Genomic DNA, 14,020 nt, shown 5'->3' on the forward strand with positions numbered 1-14,020 from the left:
TCCCGCTTGCGGGAGAGGTCGGCGCGAAGCGCCGGGTGAGGGTTTTCTCCTCTTGGGGATTGTCCCATTGCGGAAGCACCCTCTCCCGACCCTCTCCCGCAAGCGGGAGAGGGAGTGCTGCACCTCCGTTTTTGCAATCAAACCTGATCTCATCACGCTTTAGCGTAGCGTCAGGCGACGGCACCACGTCGCGACAGCGCGCACGCTGTCCGAGTCGGTGTGATGCGTTGAGTCCGGGCGATTACGGGAAGCGACGCCTTGGTCGCCTTCCGCTCAAGAGAAAAGGCCGTCGGGATCTATGCCGCCGGCCCTCTCTTGCAGCTGCCGGTTCCCGGAGCCCGGTTCTGCTGCAATTCCATGCTTCATGATCACGCAGACATATTTAATAAACTCTTAACGAGCCCGCACGTTGCACATCATTTCTGCGCCATAAGCCCAGACATTGCGCGGCCTGTTCATTCGGCAGGTATCGACTCAGTGGTACCATCCGACGTGTGTTGAGACTTGCACTGAAGCTCAGATCGTCACACCGGGGAATTCGGATGCCCTACTACTATTTCGATCTCGTGGTTGGTGAAGAGTTCAAGAACCAGGGTGGAATCATCCTCGAGGACATCGAGGTTGCCTCCGATCGCGCCGATCAATTGGCCTGCGAGCTGTCGCAGGTGAAGCCGGAGCTGCAGCAGAAGGGTTGCGCGGTGCGCGTCACCGATCGCGATCACAACGAGCTCTATCGCACGCCGCTCGATCCGGTGCCCGCCTGGCAGCGCTGAGCTAATCCAGCGCCGGCGGCTCGAACCAATTCGTCAGCGACAATCCGCCGTCGACGACGAAGGCTGCGCCGGTGACGTAAGCGGAAAGCTCGTTCGACAGCACCGTGAGCGCCATCGGCACGAGGTCCTTGGCCTCGCCGAGACGCCCGAGCGGAATGTGCCGCGCCAGCGCGGGATCCGCGACGAAGCCACCGGCTGCGATCGCGCCGGGCACCAGCGCGTTGACGCGGATATCATGGCGGCCAAACGTCTTGGCCAGCTCCTTCACCAGCATGCCCAGCCCCGCCTTCGCCGTCGAATAATGCGGCAGGTTGCGCGGGGTGCCCGCATGCAGCGAGGTGAGAAACAAGAACGAGCCCGGCCGCTTCGCCGCGATCAGCCGTCTTGCGAGCTCGCGCGCCAGGTGAAAGCCGGCATCGAGGTTGACGGCGTGCATCTCCTGCCACGTCCTGCGATCGACAGCGAGGGCATGATCGGCCTCGCGCCGCGGCGGCGAGGCGCTGTGGACGAAATGCGTGACCTCGCCCAGCGCGGCATATGCGGCAGCCAGCAGCTCATCGCTGGCCTCGAGCCTGGCGAGATCGCCGACCCAAGGCACGGCGAGACCAGGACTCTCGCTCGCGCTGATCGCGGCACGCACCCGCTCCTCGCTCACATCCGCGAACATGGTGCGGACGCCCTCACCGACCAAGCCTAGTGCGATCGCGCGGCCGATACCATTGCCCGCGCCGGTGACGAGCGCGGTGTCGCGTGCGGGATCGAACGGCGTGCTGAACAGGCTCATGTTGCGCTCCGAAGCTGGGGAGCGCCAGGTTAGCGCACCGCCCCGACGGACGACAATTGCGCTTCAGCCCCATTGCCGAGCGGCGCACCGGACGCTAGCCTCCCAAAAAAACGGAGGAGGTTCCAAGGATGCGCACCGGTTTTCTGATGACGGGCCTGTTGCTGCTGGCTGCGCCGGCTCAGGCGGGTGACGCGCCGCCGCGCGCGACCTATGTGACGATGGTCTTGCAGGCCTTCGCCGCCAAGGTCGAATGTCCGGGCACCGATCTCGTCTATCAGGACCTCGTGCAGAAGGCGCAGCAGATGCACCTGCCCGACGGCACCACCGAGAAGGTGCGCAAGGCGATCGCCTGGATGCACACCGGCGGCAAGATGGGCGAGAAGCAGGACGATGATCTGATGGCCGAGGTCGCGGTCGCGACCCAGGCGACCGACATGGACCAGCGCCGCCTCGGCATGCCCGGCTGGTGCGAGGCGCAAAAGACCAACCTCGCCGGCCTGATCCGCAGCAAGGGCGGCTAGCGAACCGGCTTCGCCGCATTAAGCACGCCGCGACGGAACCTCTGCTGCGGCCCAAAATCGTCACAATCCTCGAAAGCATGCGGCCTCCTAGAATTCGAGCAGGAGGCCTCATGCGGAGTATCCATTTCGTTTTCGTCGGCGCGATTGCAGCGGCCACGGTGCTGACTGCGCCCGCACTGGCGAGGAATTCCGACGCCCAGAAAGGCGAGGAAAAATCCACCTCGTCGTCCTGTAGCGCCTATCAGCAGGCGCCGGACGGCTCGTGGGAGCCATTGCCCTGCAAAGCGACAGGCGAGCGCGGGCAGCCGCAGACACAGAACCGCACTTCGTCGCAAGGCGCCGATCACGGGGAGCGTTGAAGGCGCTCGCGCTTACGAATGTCAGCTCTGGTGCGGACCGCGGATGATCTTCATGGCGTCCACGATGTGGCGCCACTCCTTGGCCTCATCGGCCTCGCCGCGGCCCTCGCAGGCCCGGGCCTGCTCGGCGGCCTTCGCGATCGCAGCAAAACCGTGCTGTTCGAGCATCTGCCGGGCAACGGTATGGACCTGGACCTCGGACATCATGGGCGCTCTCCCGTCTGACCAGCCGCGGTGCAACGCTCCCGCGGGTTGTTCACAACGATCGAAGCCCCGAGCCCGTTCCGTCCCATCGATGTGAGCCGCAAGACAAAGGCGGCCCGCCATGCCCGGCGGACCGCCTTCTCACCCACCCCAAAACTGCGGGTCGTCGGCCGCGTCCCCTACGCGACCGCCACCTTCTTGCGCTCGAAGTCGTTGGGCACCTCGATGTCGACCTCAAGGGTCGAGACCTCGTCGCCGCGCTCGAGCCGGACGATGACCTTGGTCGGGTCCAGCGTCACATGCTTGGACACGACGGCGAGAATTTCCTCACGCAGCACACCGAGCAGATCGGGCTGGCCGCGCATTCCGCGCTCATGGGCAAGCAGGATCTGCAGCCGTTCGCGAGCGACGGGTGCCGAGGCCTTCTTGCCGCGGAGAAGTCGAAGCAGACCCATGCTCATGCAGCCCTCCGTCGCAGCAGGCGATCCATCAGACCTCTGCGCTCGGCAGGAACATGCATCGTCACGTTCTCGCCGCAGAGGCGCTTGGCCGCATCCATATAGGCCCGCGCCGGCGCACCGTCCGCGTTGGACAGAGTCACCGGCGTGCCGACGTTGGAGGCCTTCAGCACGTCCTGGCTCTCGGGGATGATGCCGAGCAAGGGCGTGGCAAGGATCTCGAGGATGTCGTCGATGGTCAGCATCTCGCCGCGCGCGGCGCGCGAGGGATCGTAGCGGGTGATGAGAATGTGCTTCTCGACGCGCTCGCCCTTCTCGGCCCGCACCGTCTTGGAATCGAGCATGCCGATAATGCGGTCGGAATCGCGCACCGAGGAGACTTCCGGATTGGTGACGATCACGGCCTCATCCGCAAAGCGCATCGCCATGGAGGCGCCGCGCTCGATGCCGGCCGGGCTGTCGCAGATGACCCAGTCGAAACGGCCGCGCAACTCGGCGATGACCTTGCCGACGCCCTCTTCCGTCAGCGCGTCCTTGTCGCGGGTTTGCGAGGCCGGCAGCAGCCAGAGATTCTCCAGCCGCTTGTCGCGGATCAGGGCCTGCGGCAGCTTTGCGACGCCCTGCACCACGTTGATGAGGTCGAACACGACGCGGCGCTCGGCGCCCATGACGAGGTCGAGGTTGCGCAGGCCGACGTCGAAATCGACGACGACCACCTTGTCACCGCGCTGCGCCAGGGCAGCTCCCAGGGCGGCGGTCGTCGTGGTCTTGCCGACCCCGCCCTTGCCTGATGTCACGACCAGTACCTTACTCATCTGAAATGTCTCCTTTGCTGGTCAGTTCAGTGCTGTAATTCGCATGGTATTCCCCTGCAGCCAGGCCTGCGCCGGCTTGCCGCGCAGGGCGGCGTCGATGTCGTCGGCGGTCTGATAAAACCCATCGATTGCAAGCAGTTCGGCTTCGATCTTCTGACAATAGATGCGTGCGCTCGTGTGACCGTTCACGCCCGCCATGGCGCGGCCGCGCAGCGCGCCGTAGACGTGGATCGAGCCGCCGGCGACGACCTCGGCACCGGAGCCAACCGAGCCGAGAATGGTGACGTCGCCTTCCGGGAAGATCACGGTCTGGCCCGAGCGCACGGGGTTTTCGAGCAGCAGCGACGTCGGCTTGGTCTCGGTCTTCACTTCGGCCTTCTTCGGCGCGCTCGGCTCGACCACGCAGCTGCGCCCGCCCGACAGGAGTGGCGGCATCATGGGGGTCAGCCGGCCCTCCTCCACGCCCTCGATACCGAGCACGCGGATGTTGCGGTCCTGAAGGCTGGTGAGCAGATGGCCGATACCGGCCTGGCTGAGATCCACCGAGGACAGGTCGATCACCACGGGCCGGCCGGCGAAGAAGCCCGGCGAACGCGCGATCGTGGCATCGATCTCATGCAGCCAGTCCTGGACCGGAACCGTCGGCGTGAACACGAAAGCCACATAGGAGCGCCCGCGCAGGCGCACCATTTGACGTTGGACTTTTGCTGCAGCCTCCATGGCGGCCGACTCGTTCCCTGTTATTGAATGGTTAACGATGCGGCGGATTTGGTTAACGACCGGTTAATGTCTCCGTGGGGTTACGTGGGGTGGTGGCCAAGCGGTCTTGGGCTCTCGCTCGCCCCACACGCCGCCGTCATCGCCCGGCTTGACCGGGCGATCCAGTACTCCGAGACGCTTGTGAGTCGGTCGATAGGCCGCGGCGTACTGGATGCCTCCGGTCAAGCCGGGGCATGACACCGGTGTGCGGGACGAGCGGAGCCCCCTACTTCTTCACCTTGCTCGCATCCATCTTGATGCTGGGATCGAGCATCTTGGTCGTGAACGCCGTTGTCACGTCGAACGGCTTCTCCATGCCGAGATAGGTCTGGACCAGCTCGTAGTCCTTCTTCATCCGCTCGCCGTCGATCCAGCCGAGGCCCTTGGTGGTGGTGAACTCGTCCGTCATCAGGAACTTGATGCGCTCCCACTGGCGCTCCTGATTCTCCTTGTCGAGACCGGAGACCTGGTCGAGCAGCGCCTTCAGGCATGGTGTGACGTCGGCGACGCAGGCCGCGAAGGCCTTCTGAGTGACGCGCACGAACTCCTCGACCACCTTCGGATTCCTCTGCAAGTATGCGCCGTTGACGATCAGCGAATTGCCGTAGGGATTGAGCCCGATGTCCTTCCAGTTGACGTAGCCGAGATCGGGCCCGAACTCGATGACCTTCAGGTCGTGCTCGTTGTAGAAGTCGCTGATGATGTCGACCGTGTGACTCTTCAGCGCCGCGATCTTCGCGGTCGGTCCGACATTGACGAAGCCGACGGAGTCGGGCGCGAGCCCCGCGGCCTTGGCAAAGGCTGGCCACATCACGCGCGAGGCATCGCCGGGCGGATTGCCGATCTTGTGCCCGGCGAAATCCTTCACGCCGTTCACGCCGTAGCTCTTCAGCCAGTAGAAGGTCTGGCCGGTGTTGGCATAGACGCTCATCACGGCAACTGTGTCGGCGCCCTTGCTCTTGGCCACCAGCATGGTGGCGAGATCGGCAACGCCGAACGGCGAGCCGCCGGAGCCGACCTTGGCGGCGGAGACGCCGGAGCCCTTGCCGGTCTCGATGGTGAGGTCGATGCCCGCCTTCTCGTACCAGCCTTGCGCCTTGGCGTAATAATAGGGCGAGTGATCGGCGGTCGGCGTCCAGTTCAGGATCAGGTTGACCGCCTCGCCCGCACTTGCGGGCACTGCCGGCAAACCGAGCATCAGGGCCACAACAGCCGCCTGCAAACGCTTCATCGCATCCTCCTCATTGCCAGCGACCCGGCTTGTCGCTCTCCCCTTGTGAGGATACCAATGCAACAAGCCCGCCCCTCACTTGTCAACTGTTTGGTTGGAAATGCCCGCAAAACGATCTGGCGACACCGTGCCGCAGCGCCGCGACCCCGTCGCCACCCGCAAGAAGCTGCTGACCGCGGCCCGCCAGGAATTCGCCCGGCACGGACTTGCGGGCGCCCGTGTCGACGAGATCGCCGAGCGCGCCGGCGTCAACAAGCAGCTCGTCTACCACTATTTCGGCGACAAGGACGCGCTGTACCTCGCGGTGCTCGAATGGGTCTATGAGGACATCCGCGAGCAGGAGCGCAGGCTCAATCTCAAGGGCCTGCCGCCGGAGAAGGCGATCCGCAAGCTGATCGAAGCCTCGTTCGATCACCTGGCGGCAAACCCCGATTTTATTGTGCTTTTGAACGACGAGAACCGCGGCGGCGCCCGCCATGTCCGCGGCTCAACGCGGCTGGAAGCGATGCACTCGCCGCTCGTGAGAAGCGTCTCCCACATCCTCAACGAGGGGGTGCGCTCGGGCGTGTTCCGCAAGGGGATCGATCCCGTCCAGCTCTATATCTCCATTGCGGGCCTCAGCTATTTCTTCTTCTCCAACACGCCGACGCTGTCGGCGATCTTCGGCAAGGACCTGTCGAGCCGTGCCCAGCGGCGCGCCCGGCGGCGACATGTCGCCGACCTCGTGCTGCAGTCGCTCCGGCCCTAATCAACCAACTGGTTGAAACTTCCCTCAAGGACGGCTAGGCTTGCGACCTGCGGCAGGGTGGTGGCCGGCAACAGGGAGCAGTCGGTGGCAGGAGACAGCGCACGTAGCTCGCGCAGCTTTGCGATCATCCTGATCGTGCACCTCGCCGTGCTCGTGCTGTGGCAGGTTGCGGTCGACGCCTTCCACGTGCCGAAATTCATCCTGCCCTCCCCGCTCGCGACAGTGCAGACGCTGGGGACCACAGGTTACGCCTGGGGCGCCAACACGCTGGTGACGGCGATCGAGATCCTCGGCGGCTTCGCGCTCGGCGCATTCGTCGGCGTGGCGCTCGCGGTGATCTTCAGCTGGGCGCCGCTGCTGAGCCTCGTGCTGTTGCCGCTGTTCGTGACGCTGAACATGATTCCGAAGGTCGCGCTCGGCCCGCTGTTCATCGTCTGGTTCTCCTACGGCATCGTGCCGAACATCCTGATCGCCTTCAGCATCTGCTTCTTCCCGATCCTGCTCACCACCGCCCGCGGCCTGCGCGAGGTCGAGCCGGACCTGCTCGATCTCGTCAAATCGCTGCGCGGCTCGCGCTGGACGCTGTTCCGCAAGATCCAGCTGCCGGGATCGCTGCCTTACGTGTTCTCCGGCATGAAGGTCGGCGCCATCCTCGCGGTCGCCGGCGCCATCGTCGGCGAGTTCATCGCCTCCGAGCGCGGGCTCGGCTACCTCATGATCCAGGTGCAGTCCTCGCTCGACACGCCCGCGATGGTAATGGCGGTCGTGCTGCTGACGCTGCTCGGCGTCGCTCTCTACGGCCTAGTCCTGGCCCTCGAACGCATGTTCGTGGTCGGCGACGCAAGACAGACCTGACAACGGCAGAACTAGGACCAGGGACAAATCCATGCTGCTCACCCGCCAGACGTTGCCGAAGACCATCCCTGATATCGCGGCGCTCGACGAACTCTTGTGCCGGCCGACGCAGGCGCTGATCGACGACCTCAAGAAGGTCGAGGGCGACATCATGATCCTCGGCGTCGCGGGCAAGATGGGCCCGACGCTGGCCGGGCTCGCGAAGGCCGCCGTTCCGGATCGCCGCATCATCGGCGTCGCGCGCTTCAGCGACCCGAGCGTGAAGGATTGGCTGCACGCGCGCGGCGTCGAGACCATCAACTGCGACCTGATGGACGAGAAGGCGATTGTGGCGCTGCCCAAGGCGCCGAACATCATCTTCATGGCCGGCCGCAAGTTCGGCGCCGAGGGCGATCTGTCGCTGACCTGGGCGATGAACGCGCATGTGCCGGCGCTGGTCGCGCAGGCGTTCCCGTCCTCGCGCATCGTGGCGTTCTCGACCGGCTGCATCTATCCGTTCGTCCCCGTCGGCGGCAAGGGCTCGACCGAGGACATGGCGCCGAACCCGCCCGGCGAATACGCCCAGTCCTGCGTCGGCCGCGAGCGGATGTTCGAATATTTCTCGCGCAAGTTCGGCACGCCGGGCCGGCTGTTCCGCCTCAATTACGCGATCGACATGCGCTACGGCGTGCTGCACGATATCGCCACAAAGGTGCTGACGGGCACACCGATCGACGTCAGCCTCGGCCATGTCAACTTCATCTGGCAGGGCGATGCGTCGGCCCAGGCGCTGCGCTGCCTCGCCCATTGCACGACGCCGACCGCGCCGATCAATGTCAGCGGCCGCGAGATCTTGGCGGTGCGCGATCTCGCCCAAAAGTTCGGCGCAAGGTTCGGCCGCGCGCCGGTGCTGACGGGCAAGGAGGAGCCGACGGCGTGGCTGACCGACACGTCGAAAGCGGTCGCGCTGTTTGGCCTGCCCGTGGTCGACACCGAGCAGCTGATCGCCTGGACTGCGGACTGGGTTTCCCGTGCCATGCCGAGCCTCGGCAAGCCCACCAAATACGAGGTGCGCGATGGACGCTACTGATGGGCCGCCGGTCCTCAAGCTCGGCGTGCAGGACGCGATCGCCGGGCTGGCGCTCTCGACGGAAGCGCATTGGAACCAGACCGAAGAGGACTGGCGCATCTTCCTGCGCGATGGTGTCGTGTTCGGCATCCGCGACGGCGCGCGACTGGTCGCCACCGCAGCCCTCTTGCCCTATTCCGGCAACAATGCCTGGATCAGCATGGTGTTGGTATCGGGCACGCACCGCCGCCGCGGCCTTGCAACGCGCCTGGTCGATGCCTGCCTGGAAACGGCGCGCAAGAATGGCCTGACGAGCTGGCTCGATGCCACCCCCGACGGCGCCGCCGTCTACGGGCCGCTCGGGTTCACCCCGACCCTGCAACTGCGCCGGCTGAAGCTGGAGAATTCCGCGCAGGCATCCGCGCCGGTGCCATCAGCCGCAACGCTCGGGGCGCTGTGTGCCCGCGACCGGCGCGCCACAGGTTTCGACCGGACTGCCCTGCTGACCGCCTTCGCACGGCGCTCCGGGTCACGCATCGTCGCAGCAAGCGGATGCATCGCGCTGATCCGCGACGGCAGAACTGCGCGCCAGATCGGCCCGTTATTCGCTGACCATGCCGCCGAAGCGCTGGCCCTGGTTCGCGCGATTGCGCAGTCCGAAAACGGCCCGCTCCTGCTCGACGCCGTCGCGTCGCAGGCTGCGTTTCTGGAGGGATTGACGACGTCCGGCTGGACCATCGAGCGGCCGTTTCAGCGCATGCGGTTCGGCCCCGCCACCATCGCTGCCGAGGAAACGCCATTCGCCGTCGCCGGCCCCGAATTCGGATAGGACATCATGCACCACAGCCAGATCGACAGCGACATCCGCAGACTGATCGCCGAGGGCACCGTGCTGCCGGCACACCCCCTCGCACTCACCGCCGAGCGCCAACTTGACAAGACGCATCAGCGCGCGCTGACGCGCTACTACATCGACGCCGGCGCAGGCGGCCTCGCCGTCGGCGTCCACACGACCCAGTTCGCGATCCGCGACGTCGGCCTCTACCGCCCCGTGCTCGAGCTTGCCGCCGAGACGGCCGCAAGCTGGACCACGCGCCCGCTGGCGATGGTCGCAGGCCTTGCCGGCCCGACCAGCCAGGCAACCGCCGAAGCCCGCACCGCGCGCGACATCGGCTATCACGCCGGCCTGCTCAGCCTTGCCGCGATGAAAAGCGCCTCCGAGGACGAGATCATTGCGCACTGCACGGCGGTGGCCGCCGAGATTCCTCTGGTCGGCTTCTACCTCCAGCCGGCCGTCGGCGGCGTCATCCTGTCGAGCCGGTTCTGGCAGCGCTTCGCCGCGATCGACAATGTCATTGCCATCAAGATCGCGCCGTTCAACCGCTACCGCACGCTCGATGTTCTGCGCGGCGTCGCGGCGGCCGACGCGCTCGACCGCGTCGCGCTGTACACCGGCAATGACGACCACATCCTGCTCGACCTGATGCTGCCGTTCGATCTCCGCGACAAGGGCATCACGACGCGGACTTATTTCAAAGGCGGCCTGCTCGGCCATTGGTCGGTGTGGACCGCCAGCGCCATAAAACAGTTCGAGCGCTGCAAGGCGGCGCGGCACAAGGACACCGTGCCCGCGGACCTGCTCGCGCTCGATGCCCGCGTCACCGATTGCAACAGCGCCTTCTTCGATGTCGCCAACAATTTTCACGGCTGCATCGCCGGCTGCCACGAAGTCTTGCGGCGCCAGGGCCTGATGCGGGGCCTGTGGTGTCTGGATCCGAACGAGGGCCTCAGCCCAGGCCAGAAGGAGGAGATCGACCGCGTCACGCGCGAGCACGCCGACCTCAGCGACGATGCCTTCGTCGCCGCGAACTTGAGCAAATGGCTGGCATGAGCTCAGACCCGTTCATCAGCCTGCAAGGCGTCCGCAAAGCCTATCGCAGCGGCGGCACCGAGTTTCTCGCGGTGTCCGACGTCACCATGGACGTGCAGGAGGGTGAGCTGGTCTCGCTGGTCGGCCCGTCCGGCTGCGGCAAGACCACGGTGATGAAGATCCTGGCCGGCCTGCATGGCGCCGACGGCGGCACCGTAAAAATCGGGAATGCCAGAAGCCCGTTCGATCCGACCCGCGATATCGGCATGGTGTTCCAGCAGGCGCTGCTGCTGAAATGGCGCACCATCCTGGACAACGTGCTGCTGCCGGCCGAGATCGTCGGACTGCCGATGAAGGCCGCGCGCGAGCGGGCGCGCGACCTGCTCAACCTCGTCGGGCTCGCCGGCTCCGAGCAGAAATATCCTCAGCAGCTGTCCGGCGGGATGCAGCAGCGCACCGCGATCGCGCGCGCCTTCATTCACGATCCAAAGCTGATCCTGATGGACGAGCCGTTCGGGGCACTGGATGCGTTGACGCGCGAGCAGATGAATCTGGAGATGCTGCGGATCTGGCGCGAGAGCGGCAAGACCATCATCTTCGTCACGCATTCGATCCAGGAAGCCGTGTTCCTGTCCTCGCATTGCGCCGTGCTGACGGCGGGACCTGCGAAGATGGCCGATTATTTCGCGATCGACCTGCCCTTCCCGCGCGACCTGCCGCTGAAGACGACGGACGCGTTCGGCGCCTATGCACGGCGGATCTATGCGAAGCTGGGGTTAGGCGCGGCGTAAGGTACCTCTCCGCCGTCATTCCGGGGCGCGACGAAGTCGCGAGCTGCGATGCGCAATTGCGCATCTGAGAATCCATTGGGCGGCAATACACGAGGTGAGATGGATTCCGGGTTCGCGCCAAGAGGCGCGCCCCGGAATGACGTGGCGATCAGCTCCTGTTGCGCGTCTTGCTGAGCAGATAGTTGTCGTAAAAATTCTCCGCGATCTGCGTGTAGAACAACAGCTCCTTCATATACGCGTCGTGGCTGTCCTTGGTCCGCTTGAATAGGTCGCTCTTGGCGGCGAGCTCGTTCAGATGCTCCTGGGTCGCGTTGTAGCAGGCCTCCAGCACCGGCTGCGGGAATGCCTTCAGCTCCGCACCGTTGGCGATCAGGCGCTTGAGCGCCGCCGGATTCACACTGTCGTACTTTTCGAGCATCCAGGCGCCGGCCGCCGAGCCCGCCTGGTTGACGATCGCCTGATATTGCTTCGGCAGCGACGCCCATTTCTCGTCATTGACGATCATGTGCAGCATGGCGCCGCCTTCCCACCAGCCAGGGAAGTAGTAGTACTTGGCGACCTTCTGGAAACCGAGCTTCTCGTCGTCATAGGGGCCGACGAACTCGGCGGCATCGATCGTGCCCTTCTCAAGGGCCGGATACACATCGCCACCGGCGATCTGCTGCGGAACGACGCCGAGCCTTGCCAGCACGTGGCCGCCCATGCCTGCAATGCGGAATTTGAGACCTTTGAGGTCGTCGACGGTCTTGATCTCCTTGCGGAACCAGCCGCCCATCTGGGTGCCGGAATTGCCGCAGAGAATGGCGTGCGCCTTGAACGGTTTCAGCGCCTCATTGGTGAGGTCGGCGCCGCCGCCGAAATGCCACCAGGATTCCTGATGGCGATGGTTCATGCCGAACGGTGCGCCGGTGGCATAGGCCAGCGCCGGCTCCTTGCCGATGTAGAAATAAAGCGGCGTCTGCGCCATCTCCACCGATGCGGTGCTGACGGCATCGAGCGCCTGAAGGCCTGGAACGATCTCGCCGGCCGCAAAGGTCTGGATCTGGAATTTATTGTCGGTGGCCTCGGCGACGTACTTCGCAAACGTCTGCGCCGTGCCGTAGATGGTGTCGAGCGACTTCGGGAAGCTCGAGGTCAGGCGCCATTTGATCTCGGGCGCGCTCTGCGCGATCGCAGGTGCGGCAACCAGCGTGGCTGCGCCGGCGACTGCGCCACCCCTAAGGAATGTGCGGCGTTTCATGATGGGCAATCTCCCGTGAAGTCAGTTTCAAACATATGGCTTTGCGGCGACGGTCGTCGCGGACCGTTTGCCCGTTCCTAAAGCAGAGTTCAAGATGCGACAGAACGGCCTGTAGCCCGCGTCAAAGCAATTTCGCGCTGACGAACAGCGCGCGCACGGCGTTGGTCGCCTGCACCGCCAGCATGGCGTTACCAGCGGCACCTTCCAGAGCCGCGATGGCGTCCTCGTGCAGGGAGCGAAATTCCATCCACTCGACCGACTTGAAGTTGGTGAGGAATTGATAGGCCTGGCCGACGGTCGCGATCGCCAACGTGTCACCGTTCAGCTTGATCTTGAACGTCGTGCGCAGCGGAGTCTCGGAACTTGATGGATCACTCATGGGCTGCTTCTGGAGGAGGACGGCTTAACGAAGGGGAAACGGCAGCACCCCCGCCGTCGCGGGCGAATATCAGGAATCGGTGCTGGCGCGCTGCGAGGCGGTCGCCGCCCCGCGCAGGTTCGGCACCACGACCAGGCGGTTGAACTCACCATTGTCGTAGGCCTTGAGGAAGCGATCATAGTCCTTGATCGAGACGCAGCCGTTGGAATCGCCGCGCGGCCCGAGCATGTAGTTGTGCGTGAGCAGACCGACGCGGCCGAGCGCGCTGGTGCCCTCGGCCGGCGTCATGCGCAGCGCCCGCACGCCGTGGAACAGCTTTTCGCGCGGCTTGAGATCGTAGGTCGCCGGCGGGGTCGCGCCGACCATGCGCTGGTCGACATGCTCGGGGTCGTCCATCAGCGCGCCCATGCCGGAATGGGCTTCCAGCGTCGCGCCGCTCGGCAAGTACACCGCCTTGGCCGAGATGTCATAGACCGCGGTCCGCGCATCGTAGCCGAGGGCGGCAAGATCCGGCGCCTTGCCGAACAGGCCGTCGCCGGGCGTCAGCGAGGCCAGCTTGATCTTATCCGTGAATTTCTCGAAGAAGTTGCGGTTATCGACCCTGGGGGTGGTCTCCGCATAGGCTTGGCTGGAGGCGATCTGGGCCGAGAAGTCCGCCTGGACCGGGCGCGAGCGCGGCATCGGAACGACATCGGCGCGCTGTTGCGAGGGCCTCGCCTCCTCGACCGTGGATTGGTCGTCTTCGGTCAGGATCGAGCGCCAGTCGTCGTCCTGGAGCCTCTGGGCGAGCATCGCCTTGGCGTCCCGCAGCTTGAGCTGGACCGCATTCACGGCGGAGCGCTCCAGCGCCCGCAGGCCGAGCTCGCGGGGCGACGGGCTGCCGGAGGCCGACGCGAAACGGTCATTGAAGGACGGGGAATTGGCCGGGGGCAAGGCGGCGGAGACCAGCGGAGTCGAGCCGCCCATATCCGCGACCCACGCGGCGGTGCCAAGCGCCAGCGCGATCACGGCCAGAGACAGCAGAATCGTTTCGGCCCGCCCAACACGGCGGCGCGACAACAGCCTTTCGGCGTGCGCTGCGTCGGAAACCATCAGATCCCCAAATCGACCCCCGGGGGCAACCCACCCCCACCCGGAGACTCTATACCAGCTACCATATTGGGAGCCAAAAGTTAGGCATAATCG

18 protein-coding genes are annotated in these 14,020 nt (G+C 65.2%); 9 read left to right on the top strand and 9 right to left on the bottom strand.

Going from position 1 to position 14,020, the window contains the following annotated elements; all coding sequences use genetic code 11:
• The first annotated feature begins 542 nt into the window (after positions 1-542).
• Positions 543-773, top strand: coding sequence for a DUF6894 family protein (locus tag CVM73_RS25120; RefSeq protein WP_025035960.1), 231 nt, complete (start codon positions 543-545; stop codon positions 771-773).
• 1 nt (position 774) lies between these two features.
• Here the strand turns inward: CVM73_RS25120 and CVM73_RS25125 are convergent, their stop codons facing one another.
• Complete coding sequence (locus CVM73_RS25125) at positions 775-1,557, bottom strand: SDR family NAD(P)-dependent oxidoreductase (RefSeq protein WP_100234525.1); 783 nt, start codon at positions 1,555-1,557, stop codon at positions 775-777.
• 128 nt (positions 1,558-1,685) lie between these two features.
• On the opposite strand from CVM73_RS25125, the gene CVM73_RS25130 reads away from it, so the two are divergent.
• Together CVM73_RS25130 and CVM73_RS25135 are read left to right on the top strand one after the other, a co-directional pair.
• Positions 1,686-2,078, top strand: coding sequence for a hypothetical protein (locus CVM73_RS25130; protein WP_100234526.1), 393 nt, complete (start codon positions 1,686-1,688; stop codon positions 2,076-2,078).
• A 110-nt stretch (positions 2,079-2,188) separates the two neighbouring features.
• Complete coding sequence (locus CVM73_RS25135; protein WP_100234527.1) at positions 2,189-2,437, top strand: hypothetical protein; 249 nt, start codon at positions 2,189-2,191, stop codon at positions 2,435-2,437.
• Positions 2,438-2,458: 21 nt separating this feature from the next.
• Here CVM73_RS25135 and CVM73_RS25140 read toward each other — a convergent pair whose 3' ends face one another.
• From CVM73_RS25140 to CVM73_RS25160, 5 genes are all read right to left on the bottom strand, one after another.
• Complete coding sequence (locus CVM73_RS25140) at positions 2,459-2,644, bottom strand: hypothetical protein (protein ID WP_100234528.1); 186 nt, start codon at positions 2,642-2,644, stop codon at positions 2,459-2,461.
• Between the two features lie 176 nt (positions 2,645-2,820).
• Entirely contained in the window at positions 2,821-3,102 is a 282-nt protein-coding gene (gene minE / locus CVM73_RS25145; RefSeq protein WP_035703963.1) for a cell division topological specificity factor MinE, read from the bottom strand.
• Positions 3,099-3,914 carry a septum site-determining protein MinD gene (gene minD, locus CVM73_RS25150; RefSeq protein ID WP_100234529.1) on the bottom strand — a complete coding sequence of 272 codons (816 nt, stop codon included), beginning with the start codon at positions 3,912-3,914 and terminating at the stop codon, positions 3,099-3,101. The genes minE and minD overlap by 4 nt, the downstream gene beginning before the upstream one ends.
• A 21-nt stretch (positions 3,915-3,935) precedes the next feature.
• Positions 3,936-4,634, bottom strand: coding sequence for a septum site-determining protein MinC (gene minC / locus CVM73_RS25155; RefSeq protein ID WP_100234530.1), 699 nt, complete (start codon positions 4,632-4,634; stop codon positions 3,936-3,938).
• A 265-nt stretch (positions 4,635-4,899) separates the two neighbouring features.
• The gene (locus CVM73_RS25160; RefSeq protein WP_100234531.1) at positions 4,900-5,904 is read right to left on the bottom strand and encodes an ABC transporter substrate-binding protein; all 1,005 of its coding nucleotides are present in this window, start codon (positions 5,902-5,904) and stop codon (positions 4,900-4,902) included.
• Positions 5,905-6,004: 100 nt separating this feature from the next.
• Between CVM73_RS25160 and CVM73_RS25165 the strand changes: the two genes are divergently transcribed.
• From CVM73_RS25165 to CVM73_RS25190, 6 genes are all read left to right on the top strand, one after another.
• On the top strand, positions 6,005-6,652 hold the full coding sequence (locus CVM73_RS25165) for a TetR/AcrR family transcriptional regulator (RefSeq protein ID WP_100234532.1): 648 nt from the start codon (positions 6,005-6,007) through the stop codon (positions 6,650-6,652).
• A gap of 84 nt (positions 6,653-6,736) precedes the next feature.
• Positions 6,737-7,507 (top strand): ABC transporter permease, encoded by a 771-nt coding sequence (locus CVM73_RS25170; RefSeq protein ID WP_100234607.1) that lies wholly within the window; start codon positions 6,737-6,739, stop codon positions 7,505-7,507.
• A gap of 31 nt (positions 7,508-7,538) precedes the next feature.
• The gene (locus CVM73_RS25175) at positions 7,539-8,576 is read left to right on the top strand and encodes an NAD-dependent epimerase/dehydratase family protein (RefSeq protein WP_100234533.1); all 1,038 of its coding nucleotides are present in this window, start codon (positions 7,539-7,541) and stop codon (positions 8,574-8,576) included.
• Positions 8,563-9,384: a GNAT family N-acetyltransferase gene (locus CVM73_RS25180; RefSeq protein WP_100234534.1), complete on the top strand. Its 822-nt coding sequence runs from the start codon at positions 8,563-8,565 to the stop codon at positions 9,382-9,384. The genes CVM73_RS25175 and CVM73_RS25180 overlap by 14 nt, the downstream gene beginning before the upstream one ends.
• A gap of 6 nt (positions 9,385-9,390) precedes the next feature.
• Positions 9,391-10,446: a dihydrodipicolinate synthase family protein gene (locus CVM73_RS25185; RefSeq protein ID WP_100234535.1), complete on the top strand. Its 1,056-nt coding sequence runs from the start codon at positions 9,391-9,393 to the stop codon at positions 10,444-10,446.
• Positions 10,434-11,216 carry an ABC transporter ATP-binding protein gene (locus CVM73_RS25190; protein ID WP_100234536.1) on the top strand — a complete coding sequence of 261 codons (783 nt, stop codon included), beginning with the start codon at positions 10,434-10,436 and terminating at the stop codon, positions 11,214-11,216. Before CVM73_RS25185 ends, CVM73_RS25190 begins: the two co-directional genes overlap by 13 nt.
• Before the next feature lie 148 nt (positions 11,217-11,364).
• Here CVM73_RS25190 and CVM73_RS25195 read toward each other — a convergent pair whose 3' ends face one another.
• The 3 genes from CVM73_RS25195 to CVM73_RS25205 all read right to left on the bottom strand — a co-directional run bounded on the left by CVM73_RS25195 (position 11,365) and on the right by CVM73_RS25205 (position 13,858).
• Entirely contained in the window at positions 11,365-12,456 is a 1,092-nt protein-coding gene (locus tag CVM73_RS25195) for a TRAP transporter substrate-binding protein (protein WP_100234537.1), read from the bottom strand.
• A gap of 121 nt (positions 12,457-12,577) precedes the next feature.
• Positions 12,578-12,835, bottom strand: coding sequence for a hypothetical protein (locus CVM73_RS25200; RefSeq protein ID WP_027572180.1), 258 nt, complete (start codon positions 12,833-12,835; stop codon positions 12,578-12,580).
• A 69-nt stretch (positions 12,836-12,904) separates the two neighbouring features.
• Entirely contained in the window at positions 12,905-13,858 is a 954-nt protein-coding gene (locus CVM73_RS25205; RefSeq protein WP_100234608.1) for a DUF2778 domain-containing protein, read from the bottom strand.
• Positions 13,859-14,020: the final 162 nt, after the last annotated feature.

The organism is Bradyrhizobium forestalis (genome assembly GCF_002795245.1).
Lineage (GTDB): Bacteria > Pseudomonadota > Alphaproteobacteria > Rhizobiales > Xanthobacteraceae > Bradyrhizobium > Bradyrhizobium forestalis.